Below are 16177 nucleotides of genomic sequence, written 5' to 3' on the forward strand. Positions count from 1 at the left end.
CTTAATCACAATAAACTTCATGATTCTGCTGAATGTCCTTTTTGCGATGATGTTTGCGCACGCCAATGACCTTTGCGAAAGACGTTTCGTTCTGGCCTTTATGGACAACGAGCCTTCCTACTTCATCGAAAACGGCGTTAAAAAAGGCCACTCGTATGTTCTGATGACTGAAGTCGTGAAGCAGCTTGAATGCCGTGAAACCGAGATCCCGGGATCATATGCCGCCAACAAAGAAAAGCTTCTCAAAAACCGTGTCGACATCATGGGGCTTGCAATCCGCGATGCTGAAATGGACAAAGTCGCAGAGTTCATACCGGCCTATCGCGTGCCACGCATGCTGATTGTCGATAAAAAAGTCTTCAATCCCGCCTACAAGATCGATGATTACCTAAAAAGCTCCAAAATCGTTTTCTCGACCCTGATTGGGGCTGGATTTTTTATGTCCGATCAGGAACGGGAATTACTTTTCAAACAAAAGCGCCTGTTTGAAGTGCCCGGCCCCGCCGACATCTTTGCCAACCTGATCAAAGGCCGCACGCAGGCCACGTTCTCGACCCCGCTGTTCACTCACTATTACTTATCGCGCAAAGGTCAGGATCATAACTTTGTGATTTTACCGGACCCGAATCAGGCGCAGGATCTGGGCATCTATGTTTCCAAAGCCCGTGTAACAGAAAAAGAACGCAATAAAATCAAAGACATTATCAAACGCATGAAGTCCGACGGGTCCCTAGCCCGCTCTGCCAAGGACTATGTCCGAGAAGAAGATCTGAAATACTATAAGGATTAATTACCAGCTTAAGGATTCGCCATCCTGGAAGAAACCACCATTGGGACCGCCTTTTGGCAACGTCGCCGCCCAAAGAAGACCTTTGATCCCCTGTTCAACTGAACGATCCGCGTGCGGCCCGCCCATATCCGTGCGCACCCATCCTGGCGATACCGAATTCACACAAATGTCTTCGCCGGAAACTTCCGAGGCAAAAAGATTCGTCACCATGTTCAGAGCCGTTTTGGAAATACGATAAGACGCCGAGGCCTTCTGCTTTTCCGAAAGCTGAGCCATGCCGCTAGAGACATTGACGATGCGACCATAACCTTCCTGCTTCATCAGCGGGAAGATTTTCTGAGTCAGCAGGAACGGCCCCAGGGTGTTGGTAGCAAAAGTTTTTTGCAAAGTGGAGGCTTTGGTTTTAAACAGCGAGGAATTTCCGCCGTCTTCACTGTCGATCAGGATGCCCGCATTGTTCACCAGTACATCGACAAAACCGTATTCGCGTTTGATCACTTCGACAAAGTCGTTGATGCTTTTTTCCTGGGACAGATCAAGCTTCATTGGCACGACATCCAGACCCTTCATGGTCAGGCCGTTCAGGGTCTTTTGTGCTTTGTCCGGATTTCTCATCGCCATCAGGACTTTGAAGCCCCTTTGTGCCAGGGCCTCACTCAAGGCAAGACCCAAACCACGATTTGCACCAGTGACGACAGCGATCTTTTTCACGAAGAAATCCTTTTAGTTGGGACGAGGAACCGGGCGTTCACCGACCGGGAACAATTCATTGGTCACCCAGTTGCGCTGGTTGATCACGCATTCAGAAGAAATCACTCTCCAGCGTTCCACTGGATAGGAATAAACAGTCTCAACCCAGCCCCAGCCATTCCAGTCGATGACACGACGATAGTGGCGGCCGCCGTTACCATCACGCACCGAGCGTGTTTCACGGTGGAACGTCAACAAAGGATAATGAACTTTCAAAGTTCCATCCACAGTCAGTTGAGCTTGCGCATGTTCATCAAACACACAGCCATAATAACCATCCAAACTGCGCAGACGACCCTGGATTGTTTCACCAGGGCGTACATCGCGGCCCTCCGGCATCCAGAATTCAAAGAAATAATCAGAAGGGGCGCCATTTGGATAGTAACTGCGAGTGTTCAGAGTCAGCCTGCCGTTGAATTCAACGAAACGAACAATCGCACGGCCATCAGCAGACTGCCAAGGCTGCTCAAGAACGCTGCGGGCTTCAGCAGTGAAACCTGCCAACAGAGACAAAACAAGCATCATCGTTTTCATCTATCTTCTCCTCTTATAACGCTCTGTAGACCCAAAAAAGAACCGGGAACCTTTTTAGCGGGGGCTGGCGTTGCGGTTTAGTAGCACGATGTAGTCTTTGGCGCCGGTTTGTTCCATCATGCCTGAGTATTTGTTTTCTTCAAATTTCTTGCGGTACGTTTTGCGTGCCACTTCGATAACCATGCAGCCCAGATGTCCGGTGCCAGCAAGGTCTCTTGTGCCATCCAGATCACACACAGGCTGGAAGGTTTCTTCCTGCTCGCGAGTCACCGGGAATTTCATCACCGAGAAACTCGTCACGTCCATCTTGTACTCTTCCTTCAGACGATTGGCAGGGCCTTTTTTCACAAGTTGCGAAGAATAAATGTAAGGCACTATCACGGCCACTCGCAACCCTTGCGCACGAGCGTTGTTCACGCCCTCGACAAAACGGGGCATTTCATTTTGGACATCCAGGCGCATAGTGGAATTGAAAAGCTCCACGTAAGGCAGTTGCGGGTCCACGACAATCACGTCGTACTTGGATCCCTGCTCTTGATTGGCTTCCATAAAGCCTCTCCACAGTTCCAAATCCTCAATCTGTCCCGGGGTCACACCCAGGAAAACGATCGGCGCATTTTTGATTTCCATGCGCAGTCTTTCGTAAATGCCTTTTCCCATCTTTTCGGGAACTTCAACCTGAGAAAATTTGATTTTGGGAATAGAGCGTTCCTGAATCTGAAAATTCATGGAGAAAAACACACCCAATGCAATCACGGCGACGGCGCTGATCCAGTACAAGTATTTCATGAGCGGAACTTTACTTAGTTTAAGAGCTAAGTCCAGCGCCCACGACCGCATTTACGCATATTGGCAAGAATCGTTGAAATCTGTTAGAATTATGTTAGGTTGCGAACATTACAGAGGACTTGATCCCGCAAAGGACAGGTACCCACATATGAATGCGACAAAGACTGTTCCTACATTTCTTATTATTGGCTCTGGCCGTGTCGCCCGACATGTCGCCCACTATTTCCATTTACTCAATCTAAAATACCAGACCTGGGACCGCAGCGAGGACATCTCTGCTTTGGCGGGCAAAGTTTCTGCGAGCTCGCATATTCTGCTGGCTATTAGCGACAGTGCGCTGGAGTCCTTTTATCAAGAGCACTTGGCCCAGCATGAAGACAAAACGCTCGTGCATTTCTCGGGCGCACTGTACTTCAAAGGAATGATCGCAGCACACCCGCTGATGACCTTTGGTCCGGATCTTTACGATCTGTCCACCTACCAGCAGATTCACTTTGCACTGACCGGATGTGATTCCCTGATTGAGGCCCTGCCGGGACTTCCCAATTCTTATTCGAACATCTTCGCCTTTGAAAAAGCCCGCTATCACGCCTTGTGTGTGCTCGGTGGAAATTTCACCACTTTGTTGCTTGCCAAGATGCTGGAAGGCTTTGCCGAGATGAAAATACCGCAAAGTGCCGCCAAGCCTTATATTGAAAGAGTGATACAGAACACTTTGGCGAACCCTGGAGATGCCTTCACCGGCCCGTTGGCGCGCAAAGATGCCGCCACAGTCGAAAAGAATCTGCAGGCCTTAAACGATGATCCTTATCAGGCTGTGTACAAAGCCTTTCTTGAAACCCTTTGGCCTGAGTATCCGCGAAAGTGAGGGCCCTATGAAAACCATCCTCGATTTCCATGACAAGAAAAGCAAAAAACAAAAGATCTCGATGATCACCTGCTACGACTATTCCTTCGCGCGCATTGTGGCCGACAGTGATATCGACTGCATTCTGGTCGGAGACTCTTTGGCGATGGTGATGTTGGGGCATTCCACCACCCTGGATGTTTCAGCCAGTGTCATGGCTCATCACACTGCCGCGGTTGTGCGCGGGGCTGGTGACAAGTTTGTGATCGCCGATCTGCCGTTCATGAGTTATCGCAAAGGCCTGACGGCCAATATGACAGCGGTGGAAAAAGTGATGAAAGCGGGCGCACACGCCGTGAAGCTGGAGGGCGCTGCCGGAAATTTGAAACTGGTCCGCCATCTGGTGGATTCCGGCGTTCCAGTGATGGGACACTTGGGACTGACCCCGCAATCCGTCAATCAACTGGGCGGATTCAAAGTTCAGGGCCGCGATGAAAAAGCGCAGAAGAAAATTCTGGAAGGCGCTCTGCAATTGCAGGACGCTGGCGCCTTTTCCGTCGTCCTTGAATGTGTTCCATCCAAACTGGCCAAAGAAATCACCGCCGCTCTGGAGATTCCAACCATCGGCATCGGTGCGGGTGTGGATTGCGACGGCCAGGTGCTGGTCCTGCAGGACATGCTGGGCATGAACCAAGGCTTTAAACCGAAGTTCGTCAAAACATACCTGGATGGCTTTAACACCATCAAAGGCGCCTTGAACCAGTACCATCAGGAAGTCAGTGCTGAAACCTTCCCTACCGAGAAAGAGAGTTATTCATGACACAGGTCCTGCGCTCTCCTTCCGAATTTCAAGCCTGGCGCCGCAAGCAATCCGGCACGGTCGGATTTGTTCCCACCATGGGGGCTTTGCACACCGGACACGAGGAACTGATCAAACAAGCCCGCAAGAACAACGACCTTGTGGTGCTTTCCATCTTCGTGAACCCGACCCAGTTCAATGACCCAAAAGATTTGGAAAAATATCCGCAGACCTGGGATCAGGATCTGGCGATGGCCGAAAGAAACAACGTCGATGCGATCTTTTTCCCGCGCTATTCTGACATGTACCCGGACAATTACCGCTATAAAGTTTCTGAAAATGAATATTCCAATTTGCTAGATGGCGCCCACCGCCCGGGTCACTTTGATGGTGTGTTGTCGGTGGTGATGAAACTTTTCAATGTGGTTCGCCCGACCAAGGCGTACTTCGGCGAAAAGGACTTCCAGCAGTTGACCCTGATTCAAGGCATGGTGGAAAGCTTCTTCATGGACCTGGAAATCGTTCCGGTCCCGACCGTACGTGAAGAAGACGGTCTGGCTAAAAGTTCGCGCAATCTGCGCCTAACCCCGGAAGAGCGCAAGAAAGCACCGGCCATCTTTAAAGCCATTACGAAAAGCAAATCGGCCGAAGAAGCCGCCGCTTCCTTGTCAGCGCAAGGATTTATCGTGGATTATGTGACGGATGTGGGAAACCGCCGCTTCGTCGCCGCCAAACTCGGTGAAGTGAGGTTGATCGACAATGTCCAAATCTAAAGTTCTCTTCATGATGACGGGCTCGATTGCCTGTTACAAAGCCTGCCATGTCGTTTCCCGTCTGGTGCAGAATAACTGCGAGGTTCAGGTTGTGGCCTCTCCGTCAGCGTTGAAGTTCGTCGGCAACGCCACCCTGGAAGGCCTGACGGGTAAACCCGTCATCAGTGACATGTATGCCGCAGGGAACGTCATGGATCATATCCACCTGATGCGTTGGGCGGATGTGATTTTGGTGGCACCAGCCACGGCGAACTTCATCAACAAAGCCGCTCAAGGTGTGGGTGATGATCTGCTGCAGACTCTATTCCTGGCTCATGACTTTAAAAAGCCCTTCCTGGTCGCTCCGGCCATGAACACCAGCATGTATCTGCACCCGGTGACACAAAAATCCCTGACCGCACTGAAAGAGATGGGTGTGCAGATCCTGGACACGGCCTCAGGCATTCTAGCCTGTGGTGAAGAAGGCTGGGGCAAACTGCTGGAACCGGATCTGATTCTGAAAATGACTTTGGAAGCGCTTCATAAGCCTGCGCAAGACACCGCAGGGGCCTCGGTCGCTCCGAAGTCCTCTGCTCTTTCCAAAGTGAAAATCCTGATCACTGCCGGGGGCACGCAAGAGCCCATCGACACGGTTCGTGTGATCAGCAACCTCAGCTCCGGCCGCACCGGCATTGCGCTGGCTGAATACATGACCCAGATGGGCTTTGATGTGACCTTGCTGCAAGCCCATTCTTCACCCAAGTCTGAACACGTCACCCGCCGTGACCTGTTCGTCAGCTTTGCGACTTTGGATGAAAAGATGAAGCACTACCTTTCCACCGAGGATTTCACCCACGTGATCCATGCGGCGGCCGTCAGTGACTATTCTGTCGACCACATCGAAGTCGATGGGCAAAGTTTCCGTCCGTTTGAGGTGAAGAAAGTCAGCTCTGACGCTGATAAAATGAATATCGTTCTGAAGCGCAACCACAAGATTGTGGACCGACTGAAGGATTATTCAAAAAACAAGGACCTGAAAGTGATTGCGTTTAAACTGACCAGTCACGCCACTCCTGAACAGCGAGCCCACGCCGTGGAAAAGCTTTTTGCCAACTCCCACGCGGACTTCGTCGTTCACAATGATTTAAGCGAAATTGATATCGTCAACCACACCCACAGGTTCACGCTGTTCAATCACGAAGGCTTTGTTGCCTGTGAAAATCTGGATCAACTGACCAGTGAACTGATTCGTGTGGTGCTGCCAAAGGATTCTTTATGATTTTGTGTCTTGATGTGGGTAACACCCAGATTTATGCCGGGCTTTTTGATAAGGACAAGATGGTTCTGTCTTTCCGTAAGAACTCCAAAAGCGGGGCTTCTTCCGATGAAACCGGCATTTTCCTGCGCACGGCCATTCGCGAAAATGGATTTGATCCGGCGAAGGTGAAACAAATCGCGATCTGCAGTGTCGTTCCGGAGGTGATCTATTCCCTGCGCGGCGCCTGCATGAAGTACTTCAATATCAATCCGTTCATCCTGCAGGCCGGGGTTAAAACCGGTCTGAAGATCAAGTACAGAAACCCACTGGAAGTCGGCGCCGATCGTATCGCCAATTCCATTGCGGCGACTCACCTGTATCCGGGTAAGAATCTGATTCTGGTGGACTTGGGTACGGCCACCACGTTCTGTGCGGTTTCAAAGGACAAGGACTATCTGGGGGGATCCATCGTGGCGGGATTGCGCCTTTGCATGGAGGCCTTGGAAAGCAAAACGGCCAAGCTTCCGTCCGTGGAAATCGTGGCCATGCACGAGGCCCTGGGCCGTGCGACCATCGAAAGCATCCAGTCGGGTCTTTATTATGGTCATCTGGGCACCATCAAGGAACTGACGGAACGAATCACCAAAGAATGTTTCCAGGGGGAACGCCCGATGGTGATCGGGACCGGTGGTTTTTCGTATTTGTTTGAAAAAGAAAAAGTATTCGACGAAATCGTGCCGGACCTTGTTCTTAAAGGCATGCTGATCGCCCTGCAACACAACGCTTAAGGATTTATTTATGAATATTTCATTGCTTAGAACCAAAATTCACCGCGCGACCGTTACTGGAGCCGATCTGAACTATGAAGGCTCTGTCAGCATCTGTCCGGATCTGATCAAAGCCTCTGGTTTGTTGATGAACGAACGCGTGGATATTTACAACTGCAACAACGGCGCGCGCTTTTCCACTTACGTGATCAAGGGTAAAAAGGGCGAAATCTGCCTGAATGGGGCTGCCGCCCGTCACGTACAAAAAGGCGATCTGGTGATCATCTGTTCTTACTGCGGACTGAGCATGGATGAAGCCAAGAAACATGAGCCGACAGTGGTTTTTGTAAACGCAAAAAACAAAGTCACTGAAAAGCGCCAAGAAGACCGCAAGAACAATAAGTAGCCTTAAAAATGCGGGAAGCCCGCCAAATGGCCTTCCCGCTCTTGACCCCGCGACGAAATTCCTTCAGTTTAGGCCGTATGGCTATCACTCTTCTGCAACTGCAATCCGGCCACAAGGCCTTTGGCGCCAAAGTTCTCTTTGACGATGCCACTTTCGCGATCAACGAAGGTGAACACGTCGGCGTTATCGGCCCCAACGGTGCCGGCAAATCCACTCTGTTTAAAATTCTGGTCGATCAGGAACATCTTGATGAAGGGATCGTGACCAAATCCCAACAACTGCGTCTGGGCTATCTGGAACAGGAATCTGACTGGGACGTCGATCAAAAGGTCGAAGAATATCTGGAAAAGAACTGCATCAAGCCCCTATGGGAACTGAAACAGTTCGGTTTGAAACTGGGTTTGACGGAAGGTCACTTCCAATCTCATCTGAAACAGCTTAGCGGTGGCTACCGCATGCGCGTGAAGCTTTTGTACCTGATCGGGCAAGAGCCGAACCTGCTGTTGCTGGATGAGCCGACGAACTTCCTGGATCTGGAAACCCTGCTGGTGCTGGAAAGCTTCCTGCAGGAATATAAGGGCGCGTTCCTGCTGATTTCGCACGACCGCGAATTCCTGCGCCGGGTGACGGATCATATTCTGGAAGTCGAATCCGGCGACATCGTGAAGTTCCCCGGAAGTCTTGACGATTACTTCGAGCAAAAACAAATGCTGGCTGAAATTCTGCAAAAGCAGGTTCTAAGCCAACAAGCCAAAAAGAAATCCATCATGGACTTTGTGACCCGTTTCGGAGCCAAAGCCACCAAAGCCCGTCAGGCACAAAGCCGCCTGAAGGCTTTGGAAAAAATGGAGGTCATCGAGGTGAAGGCAGCACCCACCCATTCCCATATTCACATTCCGCCGGCCTCCCCGACCGGAAAAATGATTCTGGAAGTGGAAAATGTCGAATGTGGTTATGGCGACAAGGTGATTTTGAAAGACGTAACCCTGCGCTTAGAGCGCGGCAATCATCTGGGCATCGTGGGGCTGAACGGGGCCGGCAAATCCACTCTGTTAAAGTCCCTGGGTGAACAGATTCCCCTGGTGCGTGGATCCATCAAATGGGGTCATCAGGTCAGCCTGTCCTATTTTGCCCAGCACACGCCGGAATCTTTGAATCCTGAACATTCAGTTTTAGAAGCCATGGCCTCTGCTGCCCACAAAGAAGTAACCCAGCAGGATGTTCTGAACATCGCCGGCAGTTTGTTATTTTCCGGGGACAACGTTCACAAGAAAGTGAAAGTCCTTTCCGGCGGCGAAAAGTCCCGTGTGGCTTTGGGGCAGATCCTGCTGCAGAAATCACCGCTGCTGCTCTTGGATGAGCCTACGAATCACCTTGATTTTGACACAGTCGAGGCATTGACCACGGCCTTGGAAAAATACGAAGGAACCATCATCACGGTCAGCCACGATCGGGGTTTTATCGGCCGCGTGGCCAACAAAATCCTCGAGGTGAACCACGGGAAGTTGACTTTGTATCCCGGCACCTATGACGAGTATGTTTGGAGTCTGCAAAAAGGTTTCCTGGCAGAACGTGATCTGAACGAAGGCGCGACAACGCAAAAAGTCAGTTCCGAAAAAGCCGCCGAGGCTCCGAAATTCAACTATAAAGAAGAACGAAAGAAGCTTGAGACCCAGATCAAGAAGGCCCAGAAACTGATTGAAGACTGTGACAAGAAGATTGCCGATCTCACTAAAAAGAGAGACGCTTTAAATGAAAGTCTGATGACCGCGGCCGGGGACAAAGCCGCAGGCCTGGCCAAAGAGCTGCATGAACTGAGCGGGGCCATTGAAGATCTGGAATCCTCCATGCTGCAAGCCATGGAAGACCAGCAGAATTTTGAAAACGAGCTGAAGCAGCTTGTGGGGTAATGACGATGTTGCGTGTATTGGTGTTGATGGTAATGGCATTTCAATTGGCGGGTTGTGCAAGCTACTTCAAAAAGAAAGACTGCGAATCCATCAACTGGTTTGAACACGGCCAAAAAGTTGCCATGCGCGGCCAATGGCTGAATGCCGACCCGGTAGTGAACGAATGCCGCAAAGTCGAGGCTGATATTCAGGAATCCCAACTGGATAAAGGCTTTAAAAGCGGCGTTGAAAAGTACTGCACCACCACCAATGCGTACATCATCGGAAAAAGTGGTGATTTCTTCTCTCGCGATATCTGCGAAGGACCGCAGATTAATGTTTTGGTTGCTGAACACCGCAAAGGCACGGTGGATTACTGTGCAAAATCCAACGGCTTCGTTGCCGGCACGTCCGGCAAAAAGTATCAGAACGTTTGCCCGAAGGAACTTGAACCGGCTTTCCTGCCTGAATACCGTAAAGGTCGCAAAAAATACGTTCAATCCCTGATCGACAGCAAATCTTCCGAGGTACGCAGCCTGGATATGGATATTCTGCACAAGCGCAATAATTTAAGTTTTGCACGCAGCAGATTGAGCGCGTTGGAAGCGGAGAAAAGCGGTCTGGAATCCAGCAAGTCCGCGGCAATGATAAATCAGCAAAGCCAGTTGGTGACTCACTTCAATTCCCAGATTTCTGTGCTTGATTCAAATATCAACAGCAAAAAATCAGAGGTGTTTTCATTGCAAAGTGATTTGAATACTCTGGAAAACAACCGAGACAAACTGCAGAAAGATATCTCGGCCTTCAAGGAAGAGCTGCCAAGCCTGGACAACCCCTAGTTTGGAACGCGGAACCATTCAATAGCATCGACAAAGGCCTTTGGCTGATAAGCATTGGCCTGCTCACTCCAGTGAACCTCGCGCCAGCCCAGGCTTTTAAAAGGCGCACTTTCCACATCGCGCTTCTGAATAAATTCAAAGACATTTGAAACCTGCTCCAGCTCGGCCTTCTTCATCAGCAACGAAGGCAGATGGAACTGCACAAACGCGGTTCCTTTGTTCTGAGCCCCAAAACCTTCAGCCCCTTCCGAAAGATAGCGGGAATACTGGATCTCTTTTTTGGCGTCACAATGGTCCACTACCAGCAACTTTTCGGTTTCTTCGGCATAGTCCATCACATAGCTAAAATTGTAGCCACCGCATTTTTCCACCACGGTACGGACTGACTTGATCTGACCAAAAGACTTTACCGGCACCGGGTAACGGGACGGCAGCATCCAAAGGTTTGTTCCATCACGCACAGCCATCTGAAGTTTTGGCTGGGCCTTCGCAATTTTCATAAACTGCTGCAGCACTTTGGATTTTTCGTTCAGCTCTTCCTGTGCCACATACAAAACATCAAAAGACGCTTCGGCAAAGGCATCATGGAACCCATTCATACGCAGTTCATTGGTGAAATTCGCCAGGAACAGACGATGAGTTTCAGAATCCTTGATGGCGTTGGTCTTTGAAACAAACAGATTCACATTCTTAATGGCTTCGGCCGCCTTCATCAAAGCGGTGTCCGACATCATGGCCTCAGCACTGCCCACGATCGGCAAAGGCTCGGAATGGTCAGCGCGCAAAAGCTGCGGCAGATTCTGCGTGAATTCAAAACGCTCTTTCATCGTCAACTGACGATAGGCATTCACCCAGCTTGTGACCAGCAGCGGGCGCAGACTCATTTCCACCACTTGCTGATTCAGCTCATGCGCGGCTTCGGCTTTATTCTGACAAAGGGCGAAGTGTTCAGACTGCTTCCATGGCGAATCACAGTAAGCTGCCACAGATTTCAGAACAAACGGCCATTTCACTTTACGAAGCGCTGTCTTCAGACGCGTATCCGGGTCTCCGATATCAAGATCCCCCAGATCCAGATACACCAGGAAATCAGTAAAGACTTCTTCCATCAGATCCTGCTGCACAAACAAGGAGTCATTGCGTTCGTGATACCAGACTTTTGCTAGCGCCTTTTCCAGATGCCCCGGAGCCTCCAGCATCTTCTGGCCGATAAAAATATGCTGTCCCTGAACGCGGTACAAGTACGGTCGATCCGGGAAGATCGTGAGCTGCACTTTCTTGCGGAAGGGTTCAAAGCTTTCCAGCAGACGCTCGGTCTTTTGAATCCGATACGTCAGGTCCCGGCTTTGCTCCCCAAAATAGGTGCTGTAAGCCGTTTCACGGTTCACAGCACAGCGATAGATGGTGTCCGTCGACTGAGGTCCCAGTCTGTCGATTCTTTCGACAACCTTGGATTCAATACAGAGCGGCCTTCTTGTCATCTGAACGACAAAAAGGCTAAGTAGGCCAAAACACACAAAAGATAGAACGGTGAACCAACGAGCAAACATAGCGAAGCTGGAACATTGCAAAGGGTGGGCCCCTGTTTTTTGGGACCCTATCCGATTTCCAATACCGCTTCGACCCCGATATTTTGCAGAAACACCTCATCGTGGGAAACCACCAGCAGCGCTCCGGCGTATTCTGCCAAGGCCATTTCCAGAACCTTCAAACTGGCCAGATCCAGATTGTTGGTGGGCTCGTCCAGAATCAAGAGCTGCGGCACGGGCTGGGACAGCAATAGCTTCGCCAAAGACGCCTTCAGCTTTTCACCTCCGCTTAAGTCCCGGGTCTTGCGATGAACCATGTCACCAAAGAACTGAAACTGTGCCAGACGGTTGCGGGTCTCTATCGGATCAAACCTGGATTGTTCCATCACGTTTTCCAGCACAGAATGATCGGCATCCAGCAACGAATACTTTTGATCCAAGACCTGAACGGGCACCTCTCCCAGACGGCAGACACCTGCGGTGCGCACCGCTTGTGAACGGCCCAACAGGCAATCCAGCAACGAGGTTTTGCCCGCGCCATTTCTTCCATACAAAGCCCATCTTCGGGGTCCGCGCATGGCACAAGTCAATGGCTCCTGCCAAAGAAAGGAACCCTCTGAAAAATAACTTAAGTTGAAGTGATCGAGCTCAAAAACAAGCTTTCCTTCCGGCAGGGCTGCGGCGCTCAAATCCAGTCCCAGACGGCTTTCCACCTTTTGCGCCTGCACCAGTTCGCGCAGGTTTTCCTGCGACTTTTCCACACGCTTTTCCTCATTCACATTGATGCGTGCGTGGGTTTCCTGCGCCCGGCGCTTCAGTCCGCCGACAATGATCCGGGGAATCCCGCCCTTGGCGGCTTTGGCGTCACCTGCACGCATGCGCTTTTCCTGGGTCTGCAGTTTGTCGTGGTGTTCGCGTTCCAGCTTCTTTTTTTCACGTCTTGCGCGGTCGATCTTTTCCTCAAGCAGTTCCCGTTCGGCCTGTTTTTGCTCTTCGTAAAAAGAATAGCTGCCGCCATAACTTGAAAGTCCCTGACTGGAAAGCTCCCAGATACCGTCGACTTCCTCCATCAGTTCACGATCGTGACTGATCAGCAGCAGACATCCCGGATATTCACGCACAAAGCGATACACGAGTTCGCGCGCCTCACGATCCAGATTGTTTGTCGGCTCATCCAGGATCAGCAGCCCACCGCCGCGCCCCAGGGCTTCAGCAATGCGCACACGGGTCCACTGGCCACCGCTCAAACACTTTAGATTTTGCTCCAGCGGAATATCCTGAAGCAGCAAGCCCCACACTGCCGGGTCCGCCACCGGACTTTCCCACAAGCCGATCAGATACTCACCCACGGTGATATCTGCCGGTTCACTGACCTGCGCCAGATACACCACGTTTTGTGAACAGCGCAATTCACCGCTTTTGGGTTCCAAAATTCCTGCAAGAATCTTTGCCAGCGTGGTTTTTCCCACGCCATTGGGGCCGACCAAGGCACACCGGCGAAAGTTCCACGTAAATGAAATATCATTCAAAAGCTTCACCCCATTGGGAAGCTCATAGAACAGGGACCTTCCGGTCACCTGAAATAAATTGTTTTGCATAGTAAATAATCCGTCCAAGCCCGAAGGGGGCCGATGTGAGTTCTTAAAAAAAGAATAAGATGACGGATTAATTTCTCATAGACGCCGGATTTAGAGCCCGACAAGAACCACTCTACACCATCTGAGCTCTTCCCACAATAGCCCTGCCGGGCATTGACTTAAAATTGGATTATGAGAAGGTCTAAGGGCTTGAAACTTAAACTTTGGATCCTATTATCAGTTATTTTGCATTTGCTGGCGGTCACGGCCCTGCAGTGGGGTGCTTCGCCGGTGTCTCCAGATCTGGGGACCGTGGTGGATCTGACGGTTACAAGCCCTGCAGGTGTTTCAGGCCTGCCGCCGGCACCTCCGGCTGCTGTCAGCAAACCAGCACCGACTGTTCCGTCGGAATCTGTAAAGAGCGAAGCCCCTGAAACAACTGCCAACGCAGACGCGGGTGCCGCCGGTGGTGGCGGAGATTCCACCACCCCGGTGGGCTTCAGCGAAATCACCCGTCTTCCAAAAGTTAAACGTGAATTCAAAGCCCAATATCCGGAAGAAGCCAAGAAAGCCGCTGTGGATGGGCCCGTCATTCTGGAAATCCTGATCGACCGCGAAGGCAAAGTCCGCCACGTGCAGGTTCTAAGCGGACCGGGTCATGGCTTGAATGAATCCGCCGTGGAAGCACTGAAAAAATTCGAATTTCAACCAGCTTTCAAAGGCGAAGAATCTGTTGCTGTTAAGATCCGTTACACCTATAGATTTAAATTAGAAGTAAATTAAGTCTTGCACCGGTTTAAAGGATTTATCAGTGAAATATTCAGTTCTGCTTGCCTGCCTGTTCCTGGGTTTGGCCGCTCACGCTCAAGAAGCTGTTCCCAGTTTTGAAACCGTTGTTGAGGATGTTGTTTTTAACACCTCCAACAAGGTCGTGATCGATGAAAAGACCATCAAGGATTCCCGCGCTCCGAACATCACCAGTCTGCTTTCCAGCCAGGCCAACATCACCGTCGTCAGCACACCCTTTCAGCCCAACTCCATCTTCATTCGTGGCGGTGACTCTGGGCACGTGATGATCATTGTCGACGGCGTTCCGTTCTACGACGCCTCTACGGTGCAAAGAACATTCAATTTGAATTCCCTGGATATCAAATCCGTTCGCCGCATTGAAATCATCAAAGGTGGCCAGACCGTGCTTTACGGCGGTCAGGCATTGTCCGGCGTAATCAAGATCGACACTATTCCTCAGGAAATCAAAAGCCAAAGCTCCCTGCAAGGTCAACTGGGCACCCAGAACTTCCGCGACGTGACTGTCGGTCACACAGAAGCTTTGAATGACAACAACGCCTTGGTATTGCGTGGTCATGGCGCGTGGAGAGACGCAGAATCCCCGGTGCTTGATTCCACCGAAACCTATTCCCGCAACAACTGGAACGCCGAAGGTGCCTATGTATGGAAGGGCGCTGTTGATGGAAACCTGAAAGCCCTGTTCCTGCAGGACTTCAACACGTCCCCGACCACGGATCGCACCACCAATCAGGTGATGGACACCGACGATCTGGAAATGTTCACCCGTCAGATTGGTGGTTCCACTTACATGAAGTTCAACGAACTTCCGTTCGAACCGCGCCTGGCTTTGAGCATGCAAAACAGCTTGCGCACTTATGAGTGGCCGGTGGTTCCAGTACAAAACCCAACAGGCACTGACCAGAAATATGGCGCAAATCTGCGCACCGCCCGTCTGGATCTGACTCCGTACAAGTCTGAAAAGATCAGCGTGGCTGCGGGGCTTAGCTATCTTTATGAAGACTTCACATACCGTGACAAGGGTGTGGAATCCGTGAATACGTTCTCTGAACAGCGCGGTGTCTTTGCCAAGGCTGACTATGAATTCCATCCGGGCTTTTCTTTGGCCGTGGGTGGGCGCGTGGAAAACTGGGCGGATCAGGATGCTGTCAGCACCTATCAAATTGGCCTGACCGTGTTTGAGCACACCAAGCTTGAAGTGGCTTCCGGATACAAGATTCCCTCGCTGTTCCAGTTGTATTCTTCTTATGGCAATCCAGACCTGAAAGCCGAGCGCGCCGTTCAGTACAGCCTGATGCAGGAATTTGAAATCTCTGAAAGCCAAAGCGCCTCTGTCACGTTCTTCCGTTCTGATTTCACGGATCTGATCCAGATTTCCGGTTCATTCCCAAGCATTCAGTACGAAAACGTTTCCAAAACCGAAACCCGTGGTGTTGATATCAGCTATACCATCCGTCCCTGGACTGGCGGCACATTCATCGCGACCTACGGCTATCAGGAGCCACGCAATGTCGACACCGGCACGTGGCTGCTGCGTCGTCCGCTTGTGAACGGCAGCCTGAAATACATCCAAAACCACGACAAACACACCGCTGCTTTGGAGCTGGTGGGTGCTGGCGAACGCATGGATAACGGCGCACCGATCTCGATGACGGCTTATGCCTCCACTTCAATTCCGGGTTATGTGACCGCCAACGCTGCTTATTCATATCAATGGAATGACAATATCAATGTCTTCACCCGCCTGAACAACCTGGCGGACCATCGCTATGAAGAAACCTACAGCTTCTATTCAGAGGGCTTCTCTGGCTCACTGGGAGCGGAATACCTGTTCTAAGCACCGC

General features: G+C 51.0%; 16 protein-coding genes. 11 read left to right on the forward strand and 5 right to left on the reverse strand.

What is annotated here, in order from left to right:
• Positions 1-19: 19 nt before the first annotated feature.
• Positions 20-790 carry a substrate-binding periplasmic protein gene (locus tag ACZ520_RS16820; protein ID WP_088564021.1) on the forward strand — a complete coding sequence of 257 codons (771 nt, stop codon included), beginning with the start codon at positions 20-22 and terminating at the stop codon, positions 788-790.
• Here ACZ520_RS16820 and ACZ520_RS16825 read toward each other — a convergent pair whose 3' ends face one another.
• Genes ACZ520_RS16825 through ACZ520_RS16835 form a run of 3 tightly spaced genes read right to left on the reverse strand, consistent with a single transcriptional unit; the run spans position 791 to position 2863 of the window.
• On the reverse strand, positions 791-1501 hold the full coding sequence (locus tag ACZ520_RS16825; protein ID WP_416479866.1) for an SDR family NAD(P)-dependent oxidoreductase: 711 nt from the start codon (positions 1499-1501) through the stop codon (positions 791-793).
• Positions 1502-1513: 12 nt separating this feature from the next.
• On the reverse strand, positions 1514-2074 hold the full coding sequence (locus tag ACZ520_RS16830) for a hypothetical protein (RefSeq protein WP_088564019.1): 561 nt from the start codon (positions 2072-2074) through the stop codon (positions 1514-1516).
• A 54-nt stretch (positions 2075-2128) separates the two neighbouring features.
• On the reverse strand, positions 2129-2863 hold the full coding sequence (locus ACZ520_RS16835) for a hypothetical protein (protein WP_088564018.1): 735 nt from the start codon (positions 2861-2863) through the stop codon (positions 2129-2131).
• 148 nt (positions 2864-3011) lie between these two features.
• Between ACZ520_RS16835 and ACZ520_RS16840 the strand changes: the two genes are divergently transcribed.
• The 8 genes from ACZ520_RS16840 to ACZ520_RS16875 all read left to right on the forward strand — a co-directional run bounded on the left by ACZ520_RS16840 (position 3012) and on the right by ACZ520_RS16875 (position 10420).
• Positions 3012-3731, forward strand: coding sequence for a DUF2520 domain-containing protein (locus ACZ520_RS16840; protein WP_374031377.1), 720 nt, complete (start codon positions 3012-3014; stop codon positions 3729-3731).
• A gap of 7 nt (positions 3732-3738) precedes the next feature.
• On the forward strand, positions 3739-4530 hold the full coding sequence (panB, locus tag ACZ520_RS16845) for a 3-methyl-2-oxobutanoate hydroxymethyltransferase (RefSeq protein ID WP_374031378.1): 792 nt from the start codon (positions 3739-3741) through the stop codon (positions 4528-4530).
• Positions 4527-5282 carry a pantoate--beta-alanine ligase gene (panC, locus tag ACZ520_RS16850; RefSeq protein WP_464126646.1) on the forward strand — a complete coding sequence of 252 codons (756 nt, stop codon included), beginning with the start codon at positions 4527-4529 and terminating at the stop codon, positions 5280-5282. The genes panB and panC overlap by 4 nt, the downstream gene beginning before the upstream one ends.
• Complete coding sequence (coaBC, locus tag ACZ520_RS16855; RefSeq protein ID WP_464126648.1) at positions 5269-6540, forward strand: bifunctional phosphopantothenoylcysteine decarboxylase/phosphopantothenate--cysteine ligase CoaBC; 1272 nt, start codon at positions 5269-5271, stop codon at positions 6538-6540. The genes panC and coaBC overlap by 14 nt, the downstream gene beginning before the upstream one ends.
• Complete coding sequence (locus ACZ520_RS16860; RefSeq protein ID WP_088564013.1) at positions 6537-7307, forward strand: type III pantothenate kinase; 771 nt, start codon at positions 6537-6539, stop codon at positions 7305-7307. Before coaBC ends, ACZ520_RS16860 begins: the two co-directional genes overlap by 4 nt.
• Positions 7308-7317: 10 nt before the next feature.
• Complete coding sequence (gene panD, locus ACZ520_RS16865) at positions 7318-7692, forward strand: aspartate 1-decarboxylase (protein ID WP_464126651.1); 375 nt, start codon at positions 7318-7320, stop codon at positions 7690-7692.
• 77 nt (positions 7693-7769) lie between these two features.
• On the forward strand, positions 7770-9602 hold the full coding sequence (locus tag ACZ520_RS16870) for an ATP-binding cassette domain-containing protein (protein ID WP_464126653.1): 1833 nt from the start codon (positions 7770-7772) through the stop codon (positions 9600-9602).
• A 32-nt stretch (positions 9603-9634) separates the two neighbouring features.
• Positions 9635-10420 carry a DUF2799 domain-containing protein gene (locus ACZ520_RS16875; protein ID WP_232468982.1) on the forward strand — a complete coding sequence of 262 codons (786 nt, stop codon included), beginning with the start codon at positions 9635-9637 and terminating at the stop codon, positions 10418-10420.
• On the opposite strand, the gene ACZ520_RS16880 is transcribed toward ACZ520_RS16875, so the two are convergent.
• Positions 10417-11901, reverse strand: coding sequence for a hypothetical protein (locus ACZ520_RS16880; RefSeq protein WP_374031382.1), 1485 nt, complete (start codon positions 11899-11901; stop codon positions 10417-10419). The two genes, ACZ520_RS16875 and ACZ520_RS16880, sit on opposite strands and share 4 nt — an antisense overlap.
• 116 nt (positions 11902-12017) lie before the next feature.
• Entirely contained in the window at positions 12018-13547 is a 1530-nt protein-coding gene (locus tag ACZ520_RS16885) for an ATP-binding cassette domain-containing protein (protein WP_464126655.1), read from the reverse strand.
• Between the two features lie 171 nt (positions 13548-13718).
• Here ACZ520_RS16885 and ACZ520_RS16890 point away from each other — a divergent pair, with 171 nt between their 5' ends.
• Together ACZ520_RS16890 and ACZ520_RS16895 are read left to right on the forward strand one after the other, a co-directional pair.
• Positions 13719-14309 carry an energy transducer TonB gene (locus ACZ520_RS16890; protein ID WP_088564010.1) on the forward strand — a complete coding sequence of 197 codons (591 nt, stop codon included), beginning with the start codon at positions 13719-13721 and terminating at the stop codon, positions 14307-14309.
• A 28-nt stretch (positions 14310-14337) separates the two neighbouring features.
• A complete protein-coding gene (locus ACZ520_RS16895; RefSeq protein WP_464126657.1) occupies positions 14338-16170 on the forward strand; it encodes a TonB-dependent receptor plug domain-containing protein in 1833 nt (610 codons plus the stop codon).
• The last annotated feature ends 7 nt before the right edge of the window (positions 16171-16177 follow it).

The organism is Bdellovibrio sp. BIS2, assembly GCF_055398295.1.

Bases quoted from the DNA above. Each gene is read 5' to 3' on its own strand.
- ACZ520_RS16820 (WP_088564021.1), top strand. From the start codon at position 20: ATGATTCTGCTGAATGTCCTTTTTGCGATGATGTTTGCGCACGCCAAT.
- ACZ520_RS16830 (WP_088564019.1), bottom strand. From the start codon at position 2,074: ATGAAAACGATGATGCTTGTTTTGTCTCTGTTGGCAGGTTTCACTGCT.
- ACZ520_RS16835 (WP_088564018.1), bottom strand. From the start codon at position 2,863: ATGAAATACTTGTACTGGATCAGCGCCGTCGCCGTGATTGCATTGGGT.
- ACZ520_RS16840 (WP_374031377.1), top strand. From the start codon at position 3,012: ATGAATGCGACAAAGACTGTTCCTACATTTCTTATTATTGGCTCTGGC.
- panB (WP_374031378.1), top strand. From the start codon at position 3,739: ATGAAAACCATCCTCGATTTCCATGACAAGAAAAGCAAAAAACAAAAG.
- panC (WP_464126646.1), top strand. From the start codon at position 4,527: ATGACACAGGTCCTGCGCTCTCCTTCCGAATTTCAAGCCTGGCGCCGC.
- coaBC (WP_464126648.1), top strand. From the start codon at position 5,269: ATGTCCAAATCTAAAGTTCTCTTCATGATGACGGGCTCGATTGCCTGT.
- ACZ520_RS16860 (WP_088564013.1), top strand. From the start codon at position 6,537: ATGATTTTGTGTCTTGATGTGGGTAACACCCAGATTTATGCCGGGCTT.
- panD (WP_464126651.1), top strand. From the start codon at position 7,318: ATGAATATTTCATTGCTTAGAACCAAAATTCACCGCGCGACCGTTACT.
- ACZ520_RS16870 (WP_464126653.1), top strand. From the start codon at position 7,770: ATGGCTATCACTCTTCTGCAACTGCAATCCGGCCACAAGGCCTTTGGC.
- ACZ520_RS16875 (WP_232468982.1), top strand. From the start codon at position 9,635: ATGGCATTTCAATTGGCGGGTTGTGCAAGCTACTTCAAAAAGAAAGAC.
- ACZ520_RS16880 (WP_374031382.1), bottom strand. From the start codon at position 11,901: ATGACAAGAAGGCCGCTCTGTATTGAATCCAAGGTTGTCGAAAGAATC.
- ACZ520_RS16885 (WP_464126655.1), bottom strand. From the start codon at position 13,547: ATGCAAAACAATTTATTTCAGGTGACCGGAAGGTCCCTGTTCTATGAG.
- ACZ520_RS16890 (WP_088564010.1), top strand. From the start codon at position 13,719: ATGAGAAGGTCTAAGGGCTTGAAACTTAAACTTTGGATCCTATTATCA.